The following is a 23735-nucleotide window of genomic DNA, read 5'->3' as shown; positions in this document are numbered from 1 at the left end:
GGGAAGTCTGGTCGGCGAAGTCTCTTCCACTCCTCTCCGCAGGAAAGGTCTTCGCGTGACTCCTACCCGCCAGGCTGCCGTCACGTCGGCTGCTGCGTCCGCCCTGCGCGGCCGTACCCCGCGCCGGTCCGTCCTCTTCTTCGCCTTCGCCTTCGCGGTGATCGCCGACCCGGTGTCCTCCGTCGCCTACGCGATCGAGGCGGCGCTGCGCGCCCTGCACGGGGACCTGGCGCTGCTGCTGCCCACCATGAGCCTGGTGATCGGGCTCGTCGTCGTGGTCACCGCCAACTACTGGCAGCTCGTGCGCCGCTTCCCCCAAGGCGGGGGCGCGGCCGCGGCGGCGGCGCGGGCGTTCGGGCCACGCTGGACGTTCCTGCCGATCGGTGCCCTGGTCGTCGACTTCGTGCTCACCATCGGCATCTCGATCGCGGCCGCGTCCAGCGCGGTGATCGCGCTGTTCCCGGCGCTGGCGCCGGCCCGTGTCCCGCTGGCGCTGATCCTGCTGCTGGTGGTGGTCGGGCTGACCTGGTTCGGGCACGGCGGGCGGCTGCTGTTCGCCGTGATGACGGTCGCGTTCGTGGCCGTGTCCGTGACCGTGCTGGTGCTCGGTTTCGTAACGCCGCACACGACCGGACACGCAGCCGCCACGCACAACCCGGGTCACTCGGCCGTCCTGGCCGTCGTGCTGGCCTTCCCCGTGGCGATGGCGCTGGCCACCGGCGTCGAGGCGCCGTCGACCGCGATCGCCCAGCTCGGCCAGCTCGACGACACGCATCGCCGCCGCTTCGGCCGCGGCACCCTCGCCCTGCTCGTGGTGATCGTCGGCGGGCTGACCCTGGCCCTGACGGCGCTCGCCGTTCGCCTGCACATCGGCATCCCCGGGACCGACTCCACCCAGATCGCCGACATCGCGCACGCCGCAGCCGGGCCCGGCTGGCTGTACGGGGCGTTCCAGCTGACCAGCTCGCTGCTGCTGCTCGCCGCCGCGTCCTCCTCCTTCCAGGCGGGCCCGGGTCTGCTGAAGGCGCTGTCCGGCACGGCCGAGCGGCCGGGCGTGCTGCCGCCGGTGCTGGGGCGGACCAACCGTCACCACACCCCGTACTGGTCGGTCTTGGTGTACCTGGCGGCCGCCGCTCTCGTCATCGTCGCGGCGGCGGGTCAGGAGCAGGAGTTGGTGCTGTTCTATGCGGTCGCGGTGTTCGTCAGCTTCCTGGTGGGTCTGGTCGCCATGGCCCGCTTCGCCCGGCAGGAACGCAAGCCCGCGCTGGCCTGGGTCAACGGTCTTGCCGCGGCGGCCGTGGCGTTCACCCTCGTGGTGAACCTGTTGCGCGGTTGGCCGGTGCTGTCGATGGTGGCCACACTCCTCATCGCCGGCGGACTGTACGTCCGGTGGAACCGCGCCGGCCGGCCCACCGGCATCGAGGACATCGAGGCGCGTGCCGAAGCGGACTGAGACCGCTGGGGACTCGTTCAGCTGCGCTTGTTCCCGAGCCCACAGACGCGGCGCAGGGGGAATTGCGCCGATGCGACGATGGTCTTGCAGCTGCGGGGATGAGTCCGGTGCCGGGCTACGGCCATCCGGCGCCGAAACCCTCAACTCCCCGGGCTGTGGGCGAGGTCGCCGTACTCGCGGTGACGGGGCGGTGGTGTTGCAGTTGCGCTGGCTGGCTGCTGTGGCCGGTTGTGGTCGATGATCGCACGCCGCCAGGGATGGCCGGCCTTTCGGGAGTTTCGGCACGGCGACGAGCAGGTGGGGTACTTCCGCCGAGCGGCCGCCGCGAGTGGATGGCGTACGAAATCGCCGCCGACGGAGGAGCCGTGGTCCGCGCGGTGAGGCGGGAACCTGTGATCGGCCCTTCGCTCTGCTCGTGTTTGCGCCGCGGCTTGCCCGCTCTGCGCTGCGGGTCCGTGCTGAGTCCGGTATGGCCACCTACCAGCAGGCCGCGTCGACTCGCTGCGCGTCGTGGTCGTCGCGCCGCCGGGTGTTCCTGTCGCGTGACCGGCCGGGAATGCGACGCGGTAGAAAGGACGCATGCCGGAACGCAAGAACCCTCCAGGGGCCATGGACGACGTCGACGCGGTCACTCGGGCGGTACTGACCGCTTCTCGTCTGTTGGTGGCGATCTCTGCCCGCTCCCTCGCCGAGGTCGAGGAGCGGGTGACCGTCCCGCAGTTCCGGATGCTGGTGGTGCTGTCCACTCGAGGGGCCACCAAGCTGGTCGCGCTTGCCGACCTGCTCCAGGTGGCGCCGTCCACGGCGATGCGCATGGTCGACCGGCTCATCGCGGCGGGACTCGCCGACCGGCGGGCCAACCCCGACAACCGACGCGAGACGCTGCTGCAGCTCACAGAGGAGGGACGGCGCATCGTCGACGACGTCACCGCACGGCGCCGCGCCGAGATCGCGGCGATCGTCGAACGGCTCCGCCCGACCGAGCGGCTGGCGCTGGTCGAGGCCCTCAACGCCTTCAACGAGGCGGGCGGCGAGCCCCCGGCGCCCACGGCGGAAGACCCGGAGCCGCACCCGCTGGGCTGGGTGGTGGACGCCGCGATGGGGCGCGACGCGTGACTCCTTCTTAGTGACCGGTGTTGGTTTCGGGGCTGCTCTTCTCTGACCGCCGCTATTTTTTGCATAATGCAAGCGAAGCGGAACGTGGCTTCCCTGCCGGACTCCGGCGCGGCAGGCCACGCGTGACTCCGACCGGGATGGGGCGCCCCTCTCTCCGAGGCGGCAGTAAGCGAAGCCGCTGACGGATGGGCACAGCACTGGGGTGAGACGCGCGTGCGACGACGGCATGGACTCCCGTCCGCGGCGGAGCCGCACCTGATGGAGCATCTGCGCTCCGCGGTGTGGGGACCTGCGGAGTTCGTCGGCCTGCCGCCGTGGTGGCTGATCGGCGAGGGGCTTCTTGCCGGGTTCCTGGGGGCCGGGACGATCGTATGCACCACGCTGGTCGGCGCCTGGACCGGCCCGCCCTCGCTGGCCGACGGCGAGGCCGGCCTCGTCTGCGCGGCCGCGCTTGCCCTCTACCTGATCCTGATGCAAGCGGGACGCGCGCTGGTCGGGATCGTCGCCGTGCTGGGCGTATGCCTCGCCCTCCAGGCTCCGCAGGCCGCCGCGGACGTGGTGCTGGCCGAACGGGGCCGGGTGCAGTCCGCGGTGGTGACGTCGGTCGCTGACGGCGGCGTGACGGCGGACGGGCATGACCGCTACCTGTGTTCGGTGGAGGACCATGACGGCGTACCGCTCCAGGTCCGCATCTGGCGGGGCTGCCGGCAGACGACCCGGCCAGGAGACGCGCTGGCCGTCCTCTACGACCCGATGGGGCTGGTGCCCCCGCGCGGTGTGGAGGCGGGGGCGGGGGTCTCGGGGCCGCTGCGCGGCCTCGCCGCGTGGGCCACGGCTCTCGTGGCCGGGAGTGTGGTCGCGGTCGTGCGCTCCTATCGGATGTCCGAACCGTCCGATGTCTTGGCGTCTTCCGGGCGGGGTGGTGCCGACCGCCGCTGATCAGCCTGCCGGGGCGGAGGCGGCGGCGGTGTTCGTGGGTTCCCCCGTGGGTACCCCGTTCGTGGGCACCCCGGGAGGCGGGCTGAGCACGACGACGGGTTCCCCCGGCTGGGGCACGGGTGGAGTGACCTGGTTTGAGGGGAGCTTCGGCGGGACGGTCTCCTGGAAGTTGACCTGGTCCTGGTTTACCAGGCCGGTTTTCTCCATCTGGGTGATGTGATCCAGGACCACGTCGTTGGCCTGGTCGGCCAGTTGGCGCACGAGTGTGTTCTCGGTGGTGGCGCGGATCTTGGCGATGGTGGAGAAGATCGAGCCGTGGGTGACGCGCAGGATGTTGGCCAGGTCGGTGTCGAACTGCTTGCCGGTGTCCGATGTCAGCTTGTTCAGGAAGCCCTGTTGCTGTGGAGTGGGCTGGTTGGGCAGGGTGATGCCCAGCTCGGGGGCGATCTTGCGGCAGGCCGCGTCGAGCGCGGCGTGCCCGATGACCAGGTGCTGGCCGGCGGTGCGCACGGCCGGGGTCGTCCCCTTCTTGAGAGCCAGCTCTCCGGAGGGGTACTCCCACAGTCCGGCGGATCGCACAAAGACGACGAAGTTGCGGTCGGCCTCGGTCAGCGGGCCGTAGCGGGTGTTGGCGATCACGCGCGAGGCGTTGGTGGACACGTTCTGGACCCCGAGCATGCTCGGATACACGAGGGCGGCGAGGGTCAGGCTCAGCGCGCCGCCCACGACGACGGTTCCAATGGTGGTGCGCGAGATGGGCACGGTGCCTCCCGATGTGGACAGCATGGACGTCAGGAGGTACGCATCTACAGCAGGAGAGAACCTTTGCTCTAGGTAAAGATTGCATCCTGCTAAATGCCAAGCGGTCAATTCGTCACGAACTGCTCCTGTACGGGGTGGACTGATGGAGGCATGCCGTGTCCGCGGCTGCCGAAATTGCTTGCGAGGTGCGCGTCGTCGCGGAGGGAGGCCATACGTGCGACCGTCAAGGCGTGTTCGCCGTCAAAGCATGTTCGAGGCGATCAAGCCCAGCAGGCACGTCATGCCGCCCGCTACGGTGTTGCTCCATACGATCCCCGGGGATACTGCGTGGGCGGCCGTCACGAACGACGGCGACACGATGAGCCAGATCCCGATGGGCGCCAAAGTCCATGACAGTCGATGCCGCCGCTCCGGCGCGAGGGGCAGTCCAATGCCGATCGCGGCGGTGGTGAGCCCCACAGTCAGGTTGACAGGCGTGAGGTAGGGGTTGGTTCTGGAAAAGTGGACCACCCAGGGCGAAACCGCCGCGAAGATGCCCGTCAGCAGGATGAGTCCGTGGATGACGGCTGCCCGGCCGCGCGTCACAGCCCGCTTCGGATCAGTCCGCATCTGGGGCGGAGCAGAAGGATCGCCGAGTTCGGTCGAGCGCCAGGGATACGACATAACGGCCGCTTTCCTCTCGCAAGCGATTTTTCATTATGCAATAAATATCCCGTTTCATCCTCTTCTGCGCATGCCCCCAGCAGTCGAGGCATGCGAACGAGTGGGCGCGGGGTCGCCTTCGACGACCGTCAGGCGGCGGTGTGCACTGCACGGAGGGCGTTTTGGTGGCTCAGCCAACCAACCGGCTTGCCGTTGTCAGGGTCCAGGACGGGCACGCCGGTGCCTGCTGCTGAGAGAAGAGCGTGCAGGGCCAGTGCAAGGGGCTGGTCCGCTTGCACCGGCGTGGGCAGCTCGGCGAGCTGCCCGACGAGCGACGGCGCTGCGTCCGGCTGTTCGGCAAGGGCCTCAGCCACGGCCTGCGCCGTGACGACGCCCACGTACGCTCCGGAGCCGTCGATCACGGGCAGGGCACCGTGGCCGGACAGGCGTAGCAGATCGGCGGCGTCCGCAAGCGTGGTGGACGCGGGCAGGGGCGAGGGCAGGGGGTCCATGACGGCGCTGACGCGCTGGCCACCGATCCACGCACCGCGGGCCGGACCCTCGAGATCGATGCCGCGCCGGCGCAGCTTGAGCGTGTAGATGGTGTCGTGGGCCAGCAGACGGCTGGCGGCGGTGGCGAGCACGATCGCGAGCATCAGCGGCAGGATGATCGAGTATTCGCCGGTGAGCTCGAAGAGAATGACCACCGCGGTGATCGGGGCCCGGGCCGCGCCGGCGAACACGGCGCCCATGCCGATCAACGCGTAGGCGCCCACGGCGCCGGCAGACTGGGGCAGCAGATGGTGGACTCCCGTTCCGTAGGCGGACCCCAGCATCGCCCCGATGAACAGGCTGGGAGCGAACACCCCGCCCGATCCTCCGATGCCGATCGTCAGGCTGGTCGCCAGCATCTTGCCCACCAGCAACAGCAGCAGGAAGCCGACCGCGTACCCGCCCTGGGTCGCTTTCTGCAGGACCGGGTAGCCGACCCCGTACATCTCGGGCAGCGCGAGCAGCACCAGACCGAGCGCCAGGCCGCCAACCGCCGGGCGCAGCCACTCGGGGCCGCGCCAGACCCAGTCGCAGGCGTCCTCGATCAGGTACAGGAACCGCGAGAAGCCCACCCCGACCACGGCGGCGACGACGCCGAGCAGCGCGATCAGCCCGTACTGGGCGAGATGGTCGATGTGGAAGTCCGGCAGGTGCAGGAAGACCGCGTTGCCGAAGGCGGCACGGCCGATCACGCTCGCCGTCACACTGGCCAGCACCGTGGCTCCGAACGCTTCCGCGCTGAAGGTGCCCAAGATCAGTTCCATGGCGAAGAACACGCCGGCCAGCGGGGCGTTGAACGTCGCGGCGATGCCCCCTGCCGCACCGCAGGCGACCAGGAGCTTCAAGCGCCCCTCGGTCACCTTGGACATGCGGCCGAGGGTAGAGCCGAGCGCGGAGCCGATCTGCACGATCGGGCCTTCGCGGCCCACGGAGCCGCCCGAGCCGATGGTCAGAGCTGAGGCGAGCGTCTTGACGACGGCGACCTTCGGGCTGATGCGGCCGCCGCGCTGGGCCACGGCCAACATCACCTCAGGCACGCCGTGGCCGCGGGCTTCCTTGGCGAACCGATTCACCAGTGGCCCGTACATCAGGCCGCCGGCCACCGGGGCGAGGAGCACGAAGTACGGACCGAGCCACGGGACGTGCGGATTGCTCGTGCCCGGGGCGGCTGCGTAGTCGGCGTGTCCGGAGAAGAGGCGTGTGAAGGTCTGGATGCACCAGCGGAAGACGACCGAGCCGGCTCCGGATCCGGCGCCGACGACGACCGCGAGCACCATCAGGACCCAGGGTGTGGAGCGCAGCGCCGTGAGCTTCCGCGCCGACGGGAGCTCTCTCGTCGTGGCGCTTGTCGTCCGCTCCATGTCCCCGGCCGTCTCAATGGCACCCATCACTTCCCCTTCCTTACTTTTGCATTATGCAAAACGTATCAAGGATGCAGCAGCGCGGATCTGCCGAGGCGCCGGTGGCATTCGCGCGCGGCGTAGACGCTGTCCGGATCCGTCCAGCTACGGACAGCCGCCGTGGGGACGCGGCCACTGAGCTGAGCACCGCCCCGTTGCTGCAGGTCCTAAACGACTTCCGTGCACGGGTTCCGGCCCGCGCCCCGAGGAGGCCACCCGCCGCCTCCCTGGCCGATTCCGACGGGTGCCAACCACTTCGTCACCGACGCCGCCGCCGGAAGCCACCACCCTCGCGGTGGCCCTTCCCATGGCGCAGGTCGAGCTGCTGCAGGTGCTCGGTGAGCACTCTCCCGCACAGATCAGTGACCTTGCCGCCCTCCGCCGCCTGGCCCCGAGCACCGTCAGCGGACTGATCGGGCAGATGATCAGCGCCGGCCTCGTCGCGCGTGATGTCGACGCCGCCGACCGCCGCGAGCCTCCGCGTCACCCTCACCGACGGCGGCCGCGAGAAGCTCGCCGCCTGGACCACGGCCCACGAACGCCGGGTCGACGCCGCACTCGCCGCCTTGGACGACGGCGCCCGAGCGGCCATCACGAATGCGCTCCCGGCCCTGTTTCAGCCGGCCGAACACCTCGGCGAGTCGGCCGACGCGCGACGGAGCAGTGACCGGGAATCCGTCAGGTCATCCCGCCCCATGTCCACGTGAGCGACTCGGCGATGGAGTAGTCACATGAGAACGGATGAGGTGTTCCGCAAGCGCGAGGTCAGGACTTCCACCGCACCGGCAGCTGATGCGGGCCCCGGATGAGCATGCCGGGGCGCCAGGTCAGGGCGGCCGGGTGCGCGTCGAGTGCGAGGTCGGGGCAGCGCTCCAGCAGGGCACGGAGCGCTATCCGAGCCTCCATGCGGGCGAGCGGCGCGCCGAGGCAGTAGTGGATGCCGTGACCGAAGGCGACATGACCGCCTGCGGGCCGCCGGATGTCGAAGCGACCGGGGTCGGGGAAGCGTGCCGGGTCATGGTTCGCGTCGGCCAGGGCCACGAGGACCAGCTCACCACCGCCGGGGATCACCGTAGTGCCGATCTGGACCGGCTCGGTGGTGAACCTGAACGTCGGCGTCTCCACCGGTCCGTCGTAGCGCAGCATCTCCTCCACCGCGTTGTCGATGAGCGTCATGTCCTGGCGGAGTGCGGCGAGTTGGTCGGGATGGGTCAACAGAGCCAACACGCCGTTGGAGATCAGATTGACCGTGGTCTCATGCCCCGCGACCAGCAGCAGCCAGGCGGTCCCGCGCAGTTCGTCCGCGGACAGCCGGTCACCGTCCTCGTCAGTGGTGCGGATCAGGGCGCTCATGAGGTCCTGGCCTGGGGCCCGGCGCTTGCGCTCCAACAAGTCGGTGAGATATTTGGCGACCTCATTCGTCGCCGCGAGCCGCGCCTCCGGGTCGGGATCGGTGAGGATCGTGCCGGTCCAGGCACGGAACGCCGCCCGGTCGAGCATGGGCACACCGAGCAGCTCGCAGATGACCGAGATCGGAAGCGGGAACGAGAGTGCCTCGACGAGATCGGCCCGCCCTTCTGGCAGCACCACCATCGCGTCGAGCAACTTGTCGGTGATCTGCCGCACCCGCTGCGAGAGCTGCTCGATCCGGCGTGGAGTGAACTCACGGACGACCAGCTTGCGCAGCCGTTCATGGTCCGGTGGATCGGAGTTGAGCATGTGGGACCCGGCAGACGGACTGGGGATCGGAAAGGACGGCGAGGCGTTCTCCCACTGCTTGGACAACCGCGGATCCACCAGCGCGGCCCGCCCGGCCTCGTACCCGACGACAAGCCAGGCCTCCGCGCCCTCCGGAATCCGCACTTTGTGCACGGGGCCGCGCTCCCGCAGCGCTGCGTAAACCGGATACGGATCGCGGACGAAGTCCTCGCCCAGCGCCACCAGATCGATCACCTCGGCTGCCGCCACCGCCTGCCCCCGTCTCCCGGCTCGCTCCGACGCTAGCAATGGGCGGCGCTTCGGCGAAGTAGGCATTCAGCCGAACCGGACGGGGAAAGCGGCGCCCGTGGTCGGCGAAGGCGAGCGGAGCCGGTTGGTGGGGAGCGGGCGGTGTGGTCACCAGGTGGTGGCGACGGTCTGCACGACAGTCCAGGCGTCGTCATGTCGTGTGAAGTCCACGGCCAGACGCAGCCGCCACTTTGCGCGTGTGTCGTAGACCGTCGCGTCGGTCAGTGTGCGGCCGAGCAGTTGGGCCGTGCCGGCGCCGACGGTGTGCACATCGAGACCCTTCTCCTCGATGCTGTGGTACACGAACTGCCCCCGTGCATCTGCGACAGCCACTCTGTCTTGGGCTGCACGTAGCCGGTCATATGCGTCAGAGTGAGTGCGTCGTCGAGCAGGGCGTCGAGGGTTTGAGTGTCGCCCTCGGCATTGCCAGAAGGTGGGCGTGGTACGCCGAGACCGCCCCGGTGTGATCGGCGGCCGCAGCCGGTTCAATGTCCGGCTTGCGGGCGGTCACGGGCGTACCAGCACCTTCAGGGCTTCACGGTCGTTCATCGCCTGGTAGCCGTCGGCGATGTCGTCGAGGTCGACGGTTCGGTCGAAGACGCGGCCGGGTCGGATCGTGCCGTCGAGGATGTGGGGCATCAGTTCCTCGATGTAGGCGCGGGCGGGGGCGACGCCGCCGGTGAGGGTGATGTTGCGCATGAAGTCGGCGAACCCGAACGGTACGTCGGTGAACTGCGGTGCTCCGACCCGGCTGATGGTGCCGCCGTCGCGTACGACGCCGAGGCTTTGCACGAGTCCTCCAGCCCGACGCATTCGAGGACCTTGCGGGTGCCTTCGCCTCCGGTCAGTTCGCGGACCCTGGCGATGCCTTCGTCGCCGCGCTCGGCGATCACGTCGGTGGCGCCGAAGTCGCGGCCCAGGTCGGTGCGGGTGCGGTGGCGGCCCATGAGGATGATCTGCTCGACGCCCAGCAGCCGCGCGGAGATGACAGCGGACAGTCCGAAGGCGCCGTCGCCGATCACGGTGAGGGTGTCGCCGCGCTGGACGCCGGCGGTGCGGGCGGCGTGGTAGCCGGTGCACAGGACGTCGGAGAGGGTCAGCAGGTCCGGCAGCAGTTCGGAGTCCTCGCCGACGGGCAGCTTGACCAGGGTGCCGTCGGCCTGGGGACGCGGGCGGCCTGGCCCTGGCCGCCGTCGACCCCGTTGACGCCCCACTGCCCGCCGTGCGGGCAGGAGGTCTGCAGGCCCTCGCGGCAGTACGTGCAGGTGTTGTCCGCCCAGACGAAGGGGGCCACGACGACGTCGCCGGGCTTGACGCCGATCGCGCGGACCTTGCCGTCGGCCAGGAGCTTCTCCAGGGAGCGGTAGGCGGCGAGGGTCTTGTCGAACTCGGACGGCAGCGCCTGGTGCAGGATCAGCAGGTCGATCTGGTCGACGCCGAGCTTTGCGGCGCTCTTGGCGAAGCCGTGCAGGGTCGCGTCGTAGCCGTAGTCGCTGATCCAGATCTTGGTTTCGATGAAGATCTCGTCGCGGGGGACGCCGGAGTCGCGGATGGCCTGGCCGACCTCGCGTTCGTTGCCGTAGGCGGCGGCGGTGTCGATGTGCCGGTAGCCGAGGTCGAGCGCGGCCTTGACGGCGGCCCGGGTCTCGTCGGGCGGGGTCTGGAAGACTCCCAGTCCGAGGGCGGGCATCTCGACGCCGTTGTTGAGGGTCAGAGTCTGCATCGCAGGGACCTTTCGTTGCGGGTGGCCCGTGAGGGCACTATGAGGGTGAGGACAACGGCGACCGCCAGCGCGAGCAGGACGGCAGAGCCGGTCAAGGCCACGCCCGAGCGGGCCGCGATGTCTGCGGCCGCATGGCCGGTCGAGACCGAGGCGGCGACGGCGGTCAGGATGCTCAGGCTCAGCGCGCTGCCGATCTGGTGCACGGTGTTGACCATGCCCGAGCCGGCCCCCGCGTCCGCGGGGGCGACGCCGTCGACGCCGCTGGAGGTCAGCGGGGCCAGCGTCAGTCCCTGACCGGCACCGATGAGAACCATCGGCAGTGCCACGCCCGTCAGGTACGGGGTGTGCAGGTCGAGGCGGCTGAGCCATGCCATGCCCAGCGTGGTCAGGACGACCCCGGTCAGCAGCACCAGCGGCCTGGCGGCCCGTTCCAGCAGCCGCGGAACCTGGACGGCGAAGACGAAGTTGACGAGTGTCATCGGCAGGAACGCGAGGCCGGCCCGCAGCGGTGTCCAGCGGTAGACGCTCTGCACGAACTGCGAGGTGAAGAAGAAGAACCCCATCATCGCGCCCATGTACAGCATCCGGGCGAGGTAGGCGCCGGAGCGCTCCCGGCTGGTGAACAGCCGCAACGGCACGATCGGCTGTGCGGCTCGCCGCTCCATCCGGACGAACAGCCCGAGCATCACCCCGCCGGCCACCAGCGGCACCAGGGTCGAGGCGGCAGTCCAGCCGACGTCGGCGGCGTTCACGATGCCGAAGACCAGCGCGGTCGACCCCAGGGTCGCCAGCAGGTGCGGCGATCTGGTCGTTGACGCTGACGGGCGGTGCTCACTCGTTGCCGTCATGAGTGACGATGGGCCATGTCATTCTCACGCCGACCACCACGCCCGTGCCGCGCCCTATCGTGAACGCCTTCCGTCCGCGCACCAGCCGGCCGACCACGCCCCGACGGAGGACGCAGTGGTGGGCGCAATGGGACGACTGGCCAGTCGATGGTATGGGAGTATGGTTCCTTTACATGGCAGGTCCTCGGACCAATTCCCCGGCGGGTCCGCCCCCCGCGTTCGGTGCCGACCTGCATCTGGAGCTGCGCGGACCCGGGCTGCGCGCAGGGCTCATGGACGCCTTGAGGGAGGCCGTGCGCACGGGGCGTCTACCGCCCGGCAGTCGGCTGCCGGCCTCCCGCTCACTCGCCGCGGATCTCGGTGTTTCGCGTAACACCGTGGTCGAGGCCTACGCCGAGCTGGTCGCCGAGGGCTGGCTCACCGCCCAGCAGGGCTCCGGGACCCGGGTGGCCACCCGCGCTGAGCGGCACAGGGCAGCCCCCGACGCTCCCCGCACAAGGCCGGACGAACCCCGTCCCGGGTATGGCCTGTGGACCGGTGCACCGGACCTCGCGAACTTTCCGCGCTCGCAGTGGCTCACCGTGGCCCGCCGGGCTTTGACCGCCGCGCCGCACGACGCCTTCGGCTACGGCGGCGCCCGCGGCCGGATGGAACTGCGCACCGCACTCGCGGACTATCTGGCGCGGGCCCGCGGGGTGTACGCCGAGCCGGAGCGGATCGTCATCTGTTCCGGTTTCCACCACGGTCTGGCGCTGATGGCGCAAGCGCTCAGGGTGCGGCGGGTGCGAGGGGTGGCCGTCGAGGCCTACGGGCTCGACCTGTTTCGCGACCTGCTGGCGAACGCCGGTCTGCACACCCCGCCCCTCTACGTCGACGACCATGGCGCACGCATCGACGACCTCGCGGGACTGCGCGAAGTGGGGGCGGTGCTCATGACCCCGGCGCACCAGTACCCGACGGGCGTCGCGCTCCGCCCGGACCGGCGCACGGCGGCCGTCGAGTGGGCACGTGCCACTGGCGGCCTGATCCTGGAGGACGACTACGACGGGGAGTTCCGGTACGACCGTCAGCCGGTGGGGGCCCTGCAGGGCCTCGATCCGGAGCGGGTGGTGTACTTCGGTTCCGTGAGCAAGTCCCTGGCGCCGGGGGTGCGGCTCGGATGGATGGTGCTGCCGGAGGAACTCGTCCCGGAGATCGTGGCGGCCAAGGGGTACGGCGACTACATGACGAGTGCCCTGGAGCAGCTGACGCTGGCGGAATTCATCGCCTCGGGTGCGTACGACCGTCATGTGCGCTCGATGCGGCTGCGCTACCGGCGTCGCCGCGATCAGCTGGTCGAGGCTCTGCGCCAGAGGGCGCCCGGCATTCGTGTGACCGGGATGGCTGCAGGACTGCAGACGGTGCTCGAACTCCCGCGTGGAACCGAAAGCTCGGTGGTCCAGGCCGCGGCCCGGCAAGGTCTGGTGATCAGGGGGTTGACGCAGTTCCGCTATGAAGTGGCGGACTGCGGATGGCAGTTGCCTGAACGGGACGCACTGGTGGTCAACTACGCGGCGCCCTCGGACAGCGCGTGGGCAGGCTCACTGGACGCACTGTGCAGGGTGCTGCCCTAGAAGGGGTTCCGGGGGCGGAGCGGACGCTCCTCTGTCCGGTTCGGGAGCGCCCCTGCCGAGATTCGAGACGCTGGGGCTGTCGGCCTCAAGTGCCAGGCCGCCCGTGCCGGCGTCGGCGCGATCTCGCAGGCGGGAAGCCGTGCTGTCACTATCTACCCATCCGTTCCAACGTACTTCTCCACGGTGGCGAGTGCACCGGCGGCCGTGTCGGCGACGAAGACCAGCTCTCCAAGGGGCAATGGCAGCAACCCCAGCTCGTCCATTCGCCGGAGCTGGAGTATCAGCCCGTCGTGGAAGCCCGCCGTGTTCAGCAGCACCACGGGGTCGTCGTCTAGGCCGTACTTCCTCAACTCCAGGACCTCGATCTGCGTCGCACACGGCGAGCAACCGTGCCTCCCGTTCAGCGAGATCTCTGGCGAACGTCATTTTGTCGGTGTCCTTCCCGACCGACTTCCGGAGAAAATCGACCGAGATCCCCGTGAGCCGTTCTCCCGACGCCTGTAGTCCATCGGTGACGACCTTCATCAGCCCGGTATCGGATCCGCTCCACAGCAGTGTGTGGCCCACCGCGACGAACATCGGTGTCTTCCTTTCAGTCAGTGACCTCGACGAGCTCTACACCGCTGCCGCGGTCATGACCGGACCATGGACCATTTTCTGAGAAAAAGACCGGGTCACTTCGAGTCGAACGGCCAGGCAGGCCCCTGGTCCCCGCCTGTCGGACCGTTTACACCGCGAGCCGGAGCGCCACGTCGCATGCTCGGAGCGCCACGATCGGGAGCGGGTTACTGTCCCAGTTCCGTAAATCGCGATCTTGCTTTGTCCGCAGAATTGGTCTGGGAATTTCTCATAGAAATGGACCATACTCTGGTGCCACTGAGTGCGTAGCGTTGCACGCATGAGGAGGAACGAAGCACACGGAAGCCCGCAGCGCCTCCCCGAGCACACGCGCCGTCTGGAGGGGGCGAAGCTCGCCCAAGGTGATCGCTCTTTCTGGGGCCCTGTAGCGGGGGCTCGATCAGCCCACCCGCCAGTTCGGTCCTGCCGCATTCGTTGGGCAGACCACCGATCTGCGGATCTGACTGGTGGCTCCGATTCTGGGGGCGGCCGTCGGGGCCTGGCTGCACCACCTTCTCAGCACTCGCCGACTGACGCGTGAGGTGCGGGTGAGAGCAAGCGGGGAGTAGCCGGGCGGCCGTGTTGTTGCCGTCGGTGTCAGTCGACGGCCCTTTGGTTGCACCCAGGCCCCGACAGGGGTCCCGCCGGAGCACGTCTGACGGGCCGAGACCACCGCCGCAGCCACCGTCAGGGGGCAGTGTGAATGGGCTGTGGCCTGCCGTGCCTGGTAGCTCGATCACTCCTGCCCTGGACCTTTCCATCCACCAGGCAGCCGAGCAGTTGGGGGACCGTATCGCCGGGGGGACGTAGAAGGGAAGAGCAATGGGCAGTTCCGTAGAGACAACGCTCTCCGAGCCTCAGACGGCCATCGAGACAGTCTGCCCAGCGATAGCTCTCTTCGACGCGCAGGGGACGGTGGTCGGATGGTCGCAGGCCGCGCAGGGGCTGGTGGGCTACTCGGCCGAGGAGGTGGTGGGGCGGTCCGCCGATATCCTGTTGGTGGCCGCTGACGACCGAGCAAGGGCTTCACAAGCCGCACAAGAGAGCACCCTCCGGGGCTGCTGGTCCGACCTCGCGCAGGTGCGCCACCGCGACGGCCGCAGCATCGATGTGCGCCTGTGCGTGTCACCGCTGTCCGGGCATGACGGCGGGGACTGGTGGGTGGTCTGCGCGACCGACAAGGCCTTGCTTCTCGCCGGGCAGGCCGAGGCCACAGTGGCGGAGCCGCTCCTCGCTACGCTGCCGCGCTGCCTGCCGATCGGTGTCGTCGTACGGGACACGCACCTGCGCTGCATCCGGGTGAACGACACCCAGGGCTCCAAGGACGGAATCCCTCTCCCCAAGCGGCTGGGCCGCAGGCTGACGGAGGCAGCGCCCGGGACGGAGGCGGAAACGCTGGAAGCAGTGATGCATCAGGTGTTGGAGAGTGGCGACCCGGCGATCAACGTGGACTACCAGGCCTTCCTACCGGCGAATGTGCGAAGCAGCCGCCTATTGACAGCGTCCTACGTCCGCCTCGACGACGCGCAGGGGCGCGCGCTGGGCGTGTGCGTCGTGAGCGTGGACGTCACCGAGAGCCGTCGGGCGCGAGAGCGTCTGGCAATCCTCGGCGAGGCCAGCAGGCGCATCGGCACGACTTTGGACGTCATGCAGACCGCGCAGGAACTGGCCGCCCTCACCGTGCCGTTCCTAGCGGACTACGCCACCGTCGACCTGGCGGAGTCCGTCCAACACGGCGAGGAGCCCTTGGCCCATCTCGGCCCACAGGACGAGCACATCCCCGTCTTCCGCCGTGCAGGCCTGGCCTCGATCCACCCGGGAACGCCGGAGTCCCTGTTCGCTCGCGGAGAACCGGTCCTCATCCCGCCCACTTCGCCCTTCACCGGTGTCCTGCGCTCCGGGAAATCCCACTTCGAGCCGATGCTGGACACATCCCCGGGCACATGGCTCGACCACGACCCGGCGCGGGCGGAGACGATCCGTGAGCACGCCATGCACTCGTTGATGGTCGTCCCGATCCACGCACGGGGCGCGGTGCTGGGCATGGCGGTCTTCATACGGACGGAGGACCCCAGGCCGTTCGAGGAGGACGACCTGCTCTTGGCCGAGGAACTCGCCAGCTGGGCAGCGCTGGCCCTGGACAACGCCCGCCAATACGTGCGCGAACGCTCCGCGGTTCAGGCCCTGCAGCGCCTGCTGCACCCCCATCGCCCCACGGGCGGCTCCGCTGCGGATGTGGCCTGGCGCTACCTGCCGGCCGACAGCCACCACGGCATCGGGGGTGACTGGTTCGACGTGATCCCCCTCTCCGGCGCCCGCGTCGCCCTGGTCGTCGGCGACGTGGTGGGACACGGCATCAACGCGGCGGCGAAGATGGGCCAACTCCGCACCGCCATGAACACCCTCGCGGACATGGACATGCCTCCCGATGAAGTACTGTCCCGCCTCGACGAGCAGGTCATCCGCCTCACCGAGGCGGAAGACCCCCGGCACCCGGCCACCACCACGATGGCCGCCACGTGCCTGTATGCCGTCTACGACCCGGTCACCCGTACCTGCACCATGGCAAGGGCCGGCCACCCCCCGCCCGCGATCATCGACCCGTACGGCCACGTCACCTTCCCGGACCTGCCCGCCGGAGCACCGCTCGGCCTCGGACTGGTCCCCTTCGAGTCCGTAACGTTTGAACTCGCCGAAGGAAGTGTGCTCGCCCTCTACACCGACGGTCTGATCGAGGCCCGCGACCAGGACATCAGCGTCGGCATGAACCGTTTGCGCGCGGCCCTCGCACGGCCCGACCTCACATTGGACGATCTGTGCTCTTCGACGGTGGACACACTGCGGGCCGAGCCGCCGAGCGACGATGTCACTCTGCTTCTCGCACGGACTCGCTCGCTGAGCGCGGACCAGGTTGCCTCTTGGCAGTTCCCCAGGGACCCCGCCGTCGTCAGCCGTGCCCGAACTCTCGCTGCCCGGCAGCTGACCCAGTGGGGACTGGAAGACCTAGCCGAGTCCACAGAGCTGATCGCCAGCGAACTGGTCACCAACGCCATCATCAACGGCGACGGCGACGGCGACGGCAGCAGCGACCGCACGATCGGCCTACGCCTCATCCGGCACAAGATGCTGACCTGCGAAGTCTCCGACGCCAGCCACAGCCACCCGCTTGTGCGACACCCCCGCTCCACCGACGAACACGGCCGCGGCCTCTTCCTCGTCACTCAACTGTCCCGCCGATGGGGAATCCGCCACATCCCGGACGGCAAAATCATCTGGGCTGATCAGCGACTGCCGGCCAGTGTGTGAAATCACGTGCCCGGCAAGCCCAAGCGCTTGGAGGCAAGTTCCTGTGCCCGAGAGGACCGTCAACTCGTACGCATCATTTTTGTGTGGTTGGAGCGCGGACATACGCTGTCTCGCGCACCTTGCGCAGCGTGTCCGGGACGTGCGGGTCGGCGCGGTCCGCCCGTCGGCCCAGGCAGCCGCCGCCTTCGCTTCTGAGCGGCGCGTCATCGGCAGGACGATCATCCGGGTCGCCGATGGCCCCCTTGATCACAGAGCGGTGCAACTCCGTGATCACCAGGAAGGTGTTCGGGAGTGCGGACAGCCCTGGTGCACGCCATGTCCGACAGAGGGGACCGGGTCCGAGCTCCGACTCCGATCGGCCGCGCGGTGACGGCCGGGTCCGCCGAGTCAGGAAGCCCGGCAGGTCCCGTTGCCGAACGGGTACGGGCGAACCATGTCCGCGCCTCGTCGGCGGCAGGACGCAGGTCAGTTCGGCCGTACCCGGGAGCAGCGGGAAGAACCGGTCGGCGTTCCAACTGCGTTGATACATCGGCTCGTCCAGCACGAGCAGGCGGCATCCATCCACCACGGGGACATCGTCGGGCAGCGCCTCGTTCGTGCCGTATCGCGTCCTCCGTCAGCTCCTAGAACCGGGAAGGGGGTAGCGAGCTCGAGACCAGCGCCCGGCGACCAGTGAGGTGGGCTTCGCCCGGACCCCTTACTCGGCACCCGGCGCCTCCACCCGGTGCAGGTCCCGCAGAGCGCTGCCGTCCGCGAACGCCCTGTCCAGGGCGTCGGGATCGATGCCCGCCCCGGCGGCGTGACGCTCCACCGTGACTCGGTCGCACAGGTCCTCGCCCGGCGCCAAGTGGGCCGCGAAGAGCGCGTCGATGAACGCGTCCACGACGTCGGGGCGGTGCAGGCACGTCCATTCCACCGCCGCCAGGGCCATCCGCGTGTTCTGCGTGTCATGAATCCGCGCCTGCCTTCTTGACGGTGCAGTCCAGGCAGGCGTGAGGTGACGGCGTACCCGCAAAGAGATCAGTTCGGGTGCCCGGCTACTTGGGCGCGTCAGGAAAGGATCCGCACGAGTGCGGAGAGCGCTTGAGGCCACGCAGCGTCGGAGGGCACCCCGTATCCAACGACGAGGGCATCGGCCATGGCGTTCAGTGACCGTTCATGGCGGTATCGGGACAGGCCAGCCACTTTGAGGCCGTGCCGGGTTGCCGACTGAAGGACCTGCTGCTCGGTCCCGGGCGGCAAACCGAGCACGGTGTGCAGGCCAGCCGCTGTCCCGATGACGCGCACCTTTGGGGCGTGCTGGGCCAGGGCTGTGACGAGAGCGTCTCGTCGATCGCGGTAGCGCCGACGGGCAGCACGTATGTGACGGCTGTAGGCCCCGGAGGTGATGAATTCCGCCATCGTCAGCTGGCTGAATACCTCGCACGAGTCGATCTGCCCCTTGGCCGCCACGGCTTCCTCGGCGAGCGTGGGAGGCAGCGCCATCCAGGCCAGCCGCAGGCCAGGGGCAAGGGTCTGGCTGGCGGTACCCAGGTAGACCACGCAGTCCGGGTCGAGTCCTTGGAGCGCTCCGACAGACTGGCGATCGAACCGGAACTCACCGTCGTAGTCATCCTCCAGGACCAGCCCGCCGGTCCGTCTGGCCCAGTCCACGACGGCCGTCCGGCGATCGCGTTGCAGCGCCGTGCCCACAGGGAACTGGTGAGCCGGTGTGAGTAGCACCGCTTCGGTGCCGAGGGGCGGCACCGGGTCGGTCCCGTGGGTATCCAAGGGAAGCGGGAGGGTCTTCAGCCCAGCAGCCCCCAGCAGGCCGCAGTACCTGTCTGGGCCGTAGGACTCGACGGCTACGTTCCTCGCCCCTCGCCCGGCCAGGACGGCGCTCAGGATCTGCAGGCCGTGGGAGACGCCGGCACAGATCAGTATGTGCTCCGGACTCACGTACACGCCCCGGGCTCGAGCGAGATGGTCTGCGAGTGCGGCCCGTAGCTCCGGCCGACCGCGGGGGTCGCCGTAGCCGAACGCGTCGTCGGGGGCCGCGGCCAGGGCGCGGCGTGTGGCCTTCAGCCAAGCTGCACGAGGAAAGGCGGTGAGGTCGGGGTTACCTGGGATCAGGTCGTAGCAAGGGTTACCGGACAGCTGGGCGGCCGAGCGCGCCAAGATCGGCCGAGTGATCATCCTGTCTGCCACGAGTGTGCCCGAGCCTCTGCGGGCGGTAAGCCATCCCTCGGCGACGAGGTCGGCGTAGGCGTCAGCCACGGTGTTGCGGGCAAGTCCGAGGTCGGCGGCGAGCCGACGGGAGGAGGGCAGCCGGGTCCCCGGGGCCAGGCGGCCGGTGCGGACAGCATCGCGCACGGCTTCGGCCAGCGCACGGCGAACACCTCGTCCAGCTCGTATCAAATCATTCTCGAAGGCCTGCCATAGCTGCGCTGGACTGATCGTGGTGCGGGCGCCGAGGGGCTCGACAGTGGCCGCGTTGTTGATTGGAACATCGACCTGGCCGCCGGACAGAAGGTCGTCGATGGCCGTGGTGCGCTGGTTGTCCTTGGTCAGATCGGTGGTCACGATGCGAACCTCAACACTCGACGCACTTGCTCTGATGGTCTTGGCGGTTTCGTCGAGTTGGTCGGCGGAGCGGGCGAGAAGGACGACATCGAGTCCGGCCCGGGCAAGTCCCGTCGCGATCGCTGCGCCAATTCCGGGGCCAGAGCCGGTGATCAGTGCGGTCCTGCCAACAAGCCCGGCTGTCATGCATGAGGGTTCCTTTCAATGCGCTGTGTGGGATGGCCTCTCCCACGCCCCGTTGGACATCACGCGACTCCGACGAGCGAGAAGGTCTACCGGATTGCGTCTGCACCTATGGGATGAGCGTCGATCCTTCGCGTCGTCTTACCGAGATGTCGCTGTTGCACTTGTTCCTCGACGCCCTCGCGCCCCACCTCTATCGATCAGAGGCGCCGGATGAAGGCGATTGTGGTGACGGACCAGGCCGCGGAAACGGCCGGGACTACGCTGGTGGAGCGGCCCGAGCCGCAGGCAGCGCTGAACCCTCGAGGACGGACTTCGGGGCGGCACCCTGGCGGAGTATGTGGCGATCGAGGCGCGTAACCTCGCGCCGCTGCCGGCCGACGTCGACCATACGGTGGGCGCGGCCCTGCCGATGCCGGGCCTGACCGCGCGGCAGGAGCTGTTCGAGCACGGCCGCTTTCCGGCGGGGCAGAGCGTCCTCGTGCACGGCGCAGTCGAGTCGACGGTGACGCAGCTCGCACGAGAGGCCGGCGCCTACACCGAGCACGCCCACGCCGCTGCGAACAGCCTGCGCGAATCCATCTCGATCAACGAGCGACTTCAGTCGGTCTACGCCCGTACGTCATCCTGCCCCCATTCGCCTCGCCGACGCAGGTGTCGTGCTGAGCTGCGAGGTCCTCGCCGGCGCGGCGGGCCAGATACTGTTGTTGCAGGACGACGAGGTCATATCGCTCGACGATGGTCAGGGAGCGGCAAATGGACACCTCGGATGAACTTCTTCAGAAGGCTACACCGTCCGCTCTTTTGACCCTGGACGGTGTCATCCGCTCCCTCAACGACGCGATGGCCACCGCACTGGGCAGGCCGTGGGAACAGTGCGTAGGTCATAACTTTGTTGATCTACTCTCCGAGGAGCAGCGCATCTCGGCTGAGAGCCTGCTGACGCACGGGGCCACGCCGATGATGCTTGCGATGCGTGTGCTGGAATTCCCCGGCACGAGCACCGCATCTGTGGTCTGCCTCGTCGAGGCGCAACCGGTGACGGATCCCCTGAGCGGCGAGCGCCTTGTGTGGGTGCATTCGTTGGACGCGAAACATGACCTCGGCGGTCTGCTGATCCCATTCCAGCTCGCGGCTAAGGCCGCCGGCCTCGGCCTCTGGATGTGTTCCTCGGATGAGCACAAGATGGAGTGGCTGGGTGGCGCACCCGCCCTGGCCACGCTCTTCCCGCAGGGTTCGGTGCCCCTGTCCAAGATGATCAAGCGAGTGCACCCCGATGACCGGAAGGACGTGCAGCGGCTTGTGCGCTCGTCCGCCGCCCAGTCCCCGTGGATCAGGTCGCGGTTCCTCACCGAGGACGATGGCTGGCGTGTCCTCGCAGGCCAGACCCGCCGGATCCAGTTGGGATACGGCGGGCCCGAACGAATCTTCGCGGTGATCCGTGACGACACCCAGTCGGAGGCGCACCGCCAAGAGATGCTGGCCGAGGTGAGCGCGGAGCGAGAGCGTGCCGACGGGATCACCGCGTTCTCCTCCGCCCTGTTCACCGCCGCCACCGAGCAGGAACTGCAGCAGGTTGTGCTGGCCCGGCTCGCCGCGGCCGTCGGAGGTACCGGCGCCCTCTTCGCCGTCGTCGACGAGGGGCGCTTGCGGGTCTCCTCGGATGCCGGGATCCCCACGTGGGAGGCTGATGCTCTGCACGGCCTGTCGCTGGATGAGGACCGGCCGTTGCCCTGCGCGATCCGTACCGGTCAGGCGCAGTTCTTCCCCAACCACGAGGAGCTTGTTCGCCGTTGGCTGCATGATGACAGTCTGCCCTTGCCGCGCCCTGTCCCCGGCACCGCCTTGTCGATCACCCCCCTCAGCCCGGTGGGCGACCGGCCGCTCGGGGCCTGGGTGGTGACGTACGACAGTGACAAGCCCCCGTCCCCGGAGAAGCTCGCCTTCATGACGGCTCTGGCCGAATTGGCAGGCCAGGCACTGAGGCGCATCAGGTTGCAACAAGCCCACGTCGAGCTGTCCACGGCGCTCCAACAGAGCATGCTCCCGACGCTGCCGGAGCACCTCCCAGGCCTGGAGATCGCCGCCCGCTATCAGCCCAGCCGGGATGGGCTGGATATCGGCGGAGACTGGTATGACGCGTTCTTCCTACCCGACGGTGCGGTCGCACTCGAAATCGGCGACGCTCAAGGACACGACGTCGATGCCGCGGTTTTCATGGGCCAGGTGCGCTCGTCCATGCGCGCGATCGCCGCCCACGAGCCGGAGCCGGGAACGGTGCTGACGCGTACCAACGAGTTGCTTGTCGCGATGGACGCGCCACGCTTCGCAAGCTGCACCATGCTGCACCTCGATCCGAATGACGGACAGGTCATCGGCACCAGCGCAGGCCACGTGCCACTGCTCCACGCACGCGACGACGGCAGCCACACCATCCGCACACTTCCCGCCGGGCCGGTCCTCGGAATCGTGCCTGGCGCCGAGTACCCCGAGGAGACCTTCACTTTGGAAGAGGGCACCGCGCTGGTCATGGTCACCGATGGTGTGGTCGAAGGGCCGTGCCTGACCCTGGAAGCCGGACTGGAGCGAGCGGGAGCGCTGGCCGGTCGAGCCCTCCAGGATCGGCTCGGCGTCGAGGCGACTGCAGACCGGATACTCGACGCGGTGGCCGCGGTGGACCACCTCGACGACGTGGCCGTGCTGGTCATCCGACGCGCATGAGATTCGATGCGCGGCGAGACCCTGCCGGCGCTCGAGGCGACGCGCCGTCGAGGCTCCCGCGTCATCGGCCTTAAGGGACCTTGGGCAGCCGCCATTCCGGGCGGATGCGGTGGCAGGTGTACCCGTACGGATAGCGCTGCAGATAGTCCTGGTGCTCTGGCTCGGCCTCCCAGAAGGCGCCGGCGGGGGTCACCTCCGTGACGACCTTCCCCGGCCACAGGCCGGAGGCGTCGACCTCGGCGATCGTGGCGTCTGCGACGCGCCGCTGCTCATCATCGAGATGGAAGATGGCCGACCGGTAACTCAAGCCGTCGTCGTTGCCCTGCCGGTTCAGCGTGGTGGGGTCATGTACCTGGAAGAAGAACTCGAGGAGGGCCCGGTAGTCCGTCCGCGCCGGGTCGTAGGTGATCTCGATGGCCTCCGCATGGCTGCCGTGGTTGCGGTAGGTCGGGTTCGCCGTCTCGCCCCCCGTATAGCCGACACGCGTCGAGACCACGCCGTCCAGGGTCCGAAACAGCTCCTGCATGCCCCAGAAGCACCCGCCTGCCAGAATTGCCGTCTGGTGTGCCATGCCGTGTTGCCCTCCTGCTAATTCCGCCGTCCGGATGCAACGGGCCGGAACGCATGGACCCGCGCTCTATCGACCTGGCCGTGTCCCGCCGGCACCGTGCGCTGCGGCTCGGGGCGCCGCGACAGCGGCCGTGCAGCGCCCACAGTGGTTAGCTGCGCGGCCCGCGGACTCCTTACGCCCTTTGCGGCCCTGTCCGAAATCCGGCGGAGCAGGCTCGGACGGGAGGGCGTCGGAGGCGGGACGTCCTGTGCGCGGAGACGGCAGGCACCCTGCTGACATCCGTGTCGCGCCCATGGTCCCTCGGGAGCCCCGCCCGTGCTGCAGGCAGCGGCTTCTCCATCGCAGGGCACCTGGCCGCCTACGCCGGTCTAGGGCCTGTTGTGCAAGTGGATCTTGTTTGTGGATGATCACGCCTTGTGGGACCTGGTGATCTGACGAACGGCCCGTGGGACCGGCCGGAGCCGTTGCTGCCCCAGGGCATCAAGCCGTCCGCCGGTGTGTGAGAGGGCCCGTCCCGCACTGGCCCGACGCGGGGAGAGCACTCCCGCCGCAGCTCCTCGCTGCCGCCGATCCTGTGCCCCTGGCGGCGGAGGAGGGAGCGGGGACCATTCTGCCCTCATGGGTGGCGGCGCCGGAGGCATGGATTGTCTCTGATAGCAGCCGGCCCGGGGCCGAGCACACCGGTCGAGTGCGCGGCTCCAGCAGGCCGGCTCCGCTTC

General features: G+C 69.0%; 19 protein-coding genes and 4 pseudogenes. 10 read left to right on the top strand and 13 right to left on the bottom strand.

Translation table 11 applies throughout. The annotated features are described in order from the left end of the window. Window positions 1-55 precede the first annotated feature (55 nt). From N8I84_RS02290 to N8I84_RS02280, 3 genes are all read left to right on the top strand, one after another. Window positions 56-1453, top strand: coding sequence for an APC family permease (locus N8I84_RS02290; RefSeq protein WP_263227738.1), 1398 nt, complete (start codon window positions 56-58; stop codon window positions 1451-1453). A 579-nt stretch (window positions 1454-2032) separates the two neighbouring features. Continuing rightward, a complete protein-coding gene (locus N8I84_RS02285) occupies window positions 2033-2569 on the top strand; it encodes a MarR family winged helix-turn-helix transcriptional regulator (RefSeq protein WP_263227736.1) in 537 nt (178 codons plus the stop codon). Window positions 2570-2782: 213 nt separating this feature from the next. Further along, window positions 2783-3508: a hypothetical protein gene (locus N8I84_RS02280; protein ID WP_263227735.1), complete on the top strand. Its 726-nt coding sequence runs from the start codon at window positions 2783-2785 to the stop codon at window positions 3506-3508. Here the strand turns inward: N8I84_RS02280 and N8I84_RS02275 are convergent, their stop codons facing one another. The 3 genes from N8I84_RS02275 to N8I84_RS02265 form a co-directional block, all read right to left on the bottom strand. Further along, a complete protein-coding gene (locus tag N8I84_RS02275) occupies window positions 3509-4270 on the bottom strand; it encodes a DUF4142 domain-containing protein (protein WP_263227734.1) in 762 nt (253 codons plus the stop codon). Between the two features lie 240 nt (window positions 4271-4510). Continuing rightward, complete coding sequence (locus N8I84_RS02270) at window positions 4511-4933, bottom strand: SPW repeat protein (protein ID WP_263227732.1); 423 nt, start codon at window positions 4931-4933, stop codon at window positions 4511-4513. Between the two features lie 128 nt (window positions 4934-5061). Beyond that, complete coding sequence (locus N8I84_RS02265) at window positions 5062-6741, bottom strand: chloride channel protein (protein ID WP_263234627.1); 1680 nt, start codon at window positions 6739-6741, stop codon at window positions 5062-5064. 430 nt (window positions 6742-7171) lie between these two features. On the opposite strand from N8I84_RS02265, the pseudogene N8I84_RS02260 reads away from it, so the two are divergent. Together N8I84_RS02260 and N8I84_RS02255 are read left to right on the top strand one after the other, a co-directional pair. Continuing rightward, window positions 7172-7279: pseudogene (locus N8I84_RS02260) on the top strand (MarR family transcriptional regulator); the annotation flags it as partial. A gap of 34 nt (window positions 7280-7313) precedes the next feature. Further along, entirely contained in the window at window positions 7314-7571 is a 258-nt protein-coding gene (locus tag N8I84_RS02255) for a hypothetical protein (RefSeq protein ID WP_263235052.1), read from the top strand. 58 nt (window positions 7572-7629) lie between these two features. Here the strand turns inward: N8I84_RS02255 and N8I84_RS02250 are convergent, their stop codons facing one another. The 5 genes and pseudogenes from N8I84_RS02250 to N8I84_RS02230 form a co-directional block, all read right to left on the bottom strand. Next, window positions 7630-8832 carry a cytochrome P450 family protein gene (locus tag N8I84_RS02250; protein WP_313884226.1) on the bottom strand — a complete coding sequence of 401 codons (1203 nt, stop codon included), beginning with the start codon at window positions 8830-8832 and terminating at the stop codon, window positions 7630-7632. 147 nt (window positions 8833-8979) lie between these two features. Continuing rightward, window positions 8980-9174, bottom strand: a complete 195-nt coding sequence (locus N8I84_RS02245; RefSeq protein ID WP_263227730.1) for a hypothetical protein — start codon at window positions 9172-9174, stop codon at window positions 8980-8982. Window positions 9175-9378: 204 nt separating this feature from the next. Continuing rightward, window positions 9379-10186 (bottom strand): annotated as a pseudogene (locus tag N8I84_RS02240) (zinc-binding dehydrogenase); the annotation flags it as partial. After that, window positions 10184-10594: pseudogene (locus tag N8I84_RS02235) on the bottom strand (aldo/keto reductase); the annotation flags it as partial. The pseudogenes N8I84_RS02235 and N8I84_RS02240, both read right to left, overlap by 3 nt. Next, window positions 10582-11442 (bottom strand): MFS transporter, encoded by an 861-nt coding sequence (locus N8I84_RS02230; protein WP_263227729.1) that lies wholly within the window; start codon window positions 11440-11442, stop codon window positions 10582-10584. The gene N8I84_RS02230 and the pseudogene N8I84_RS02235, both read right to left, overlap by 13 nt. Before the next feature lie 173 nt (window positions 11443-11615). On the opposite strand from N8I84_RS02230, the gene pdxR (N8I84_RS02225) reads away from it, so the two are divergent. Continuing rightward, the gene (gene pdxR, locus N8I84_RS02225; RefSeq protein ID WP_263227728.1) at window positions 11616-13055 is read left to right on the top strand and encodes a MocR-like pyridoxine biosynthesis transcription factor PdxR; all 1440 of its coding nucleotides are present in this window, start codon (window positions 11616-11618) and stop codon (window positions 13053-13055) included. 152 nt (window positions 13056-13207) lie between these two features. On the opposite strand, the gene N8I84_RS02220 is transcribed toward pdxR (N8I84_RS02225), so the two are convergent. Continuing rightward, window positions 13208-13405: a hypothetical protein gene (locus tag N8I84_RS02220; protein ID WP_263227727.1), complete on the bottom strand. Its 198-nt coding sequence runs from the start codon at window positions 13403-13405 to the stop codon at window positions 13208-13210. Between the two features lie 161 nt (window positions 13406-13566). On the opposite strand from N8I84_RS02220, the gene N8I84_RS02215 reads away from it, so the two are divergent. Both N8I84_RS02215 and N8I84_RS02210 read left to right on the top strand, forming a co-directional pair. Next, on the top strand, window positions 13567-13716 hold the full coding sequence (locus N8I84_RS02215; RefSeq protein ID WP_263227726.1) for a hypothetical protein: 150 nt from the start codon (window positions 13567-13569) through the stop codon (window positions 13714-13716). Window positions 13717-14495: 779 nt separating this feature from the next. Next, a complete protein-coding gene (locus tag N8I84_RS02210) occupies window positions 14496-16979 on the top strand; it encodes a SpoIIE family protein phosphatase (protein ID WP_263227724.1) in 2484 nt (827 codons plus the stop codon). A gap of 73 nt (window positions 16980-17052) precedes the next feature. Here the strand turns inward: N8I84_RS02210 and N8I84_RS43015 are convergent, their stop codons facing one another. The 3 genes from N8I84_RS43015 to pdxR (N8I84_RS02195) all read right to left on the bottom strand — a co-directional run bounded on the left by N8I84_RS43015 (window position 17053) and on the right by pdxR (N8I84_RS02195) (window position 19727). Beyond that, window positions 17053-17253, bottom strand: a complete 201-nt coding sequence (locus N8I84_RS43015; protein ID WP_390898832.1) for a hypothetical protein — start codon at window positions 17251-17253, stop codon at window positions 17053-17055. A 423-nt stretch (window positions 17254-17676) separates the two neighbouring features. Further along, window positions 17677-17910, bottom strand: coding sequence for a thioredoxin domain-containing protein (locus tag N8I84_RS02200; protein ID WP_263227722.1), 234 nt, complete (start codon window positions 17908-17910; stop codon window positions 17677-17679). A gap of 119 nt (window positions 17911-18029) precedes the next feature. Next, entirely contained in the window at window positions 18030-19727 is a 1698-nt protein-coding gene (pdxR, locus tag N8I84_RS02195) for a MocR-like pyridoxine biosynthesis transcription factor PdxR (RefSeq protein WP_263227720.1), read from the bottom strand. 210 nt (window positions 19728-19937) lie between these two features. Here pdxR (N8I84_RS02195) and N8I84_RS02190 point away from each other — a divergent pair. Together N8I84_RS02190 and N8I84_RS02185 are read left to right on the top strand one after the other, a co-directional pair. Next, window positions 19938-20259 (top strand): annotated as a pseudogene (locus N8I84_RS02190) (NADP-dependent oxidoreductase); the annotation flags it as partial. A gap of 221 nt (window positions 20260-20480) precedes the next feature. After that, window positions 20481-22445 (top strand): SpoIIE family protein phosphatase, encoded by a 1965-nt coding sequence (locus N8I84_RS02185; protein WP_263227718.1) that lies wholly within the window; start codon window positions 20481-20483, stop codon window positions 22443-22445. 70 nt (window positions 22446-22515) lie between these two features. Here the strand turns inward: N8I84_RS02185 and msrA are convergent, their stop codons facing one another. Next, window positions 22516-23016 carry a peptide-methionine (S)-S-oxide reductase MsrA gene (msrA, locus tag N8I84_RS02180; RefSeq protein WP_263227717.1) on the bottom strand — a complete coding sequence of 167 codons (501 nt, stop codon included), beginning with the start codon at window positions 23014-23016 and terminating at the stop codon, window positions 22516-22518. Window positions 23017-23735: the final 719 nt, after the last annotated feature.

It is taken from the genome of Streptomyces cynarae (genome assembly GCF_025642135.1).
Classification (GTDB): domain Bacteria; phylum Actinomycetota; class Actinomycetes; order Streptomycetales; family Streptomycetaceae; genus Streptomyces; species Streptomyces cynarae.
This window is presented reverse-complemented; position numbering and strand designations above follow the sequence as displayed.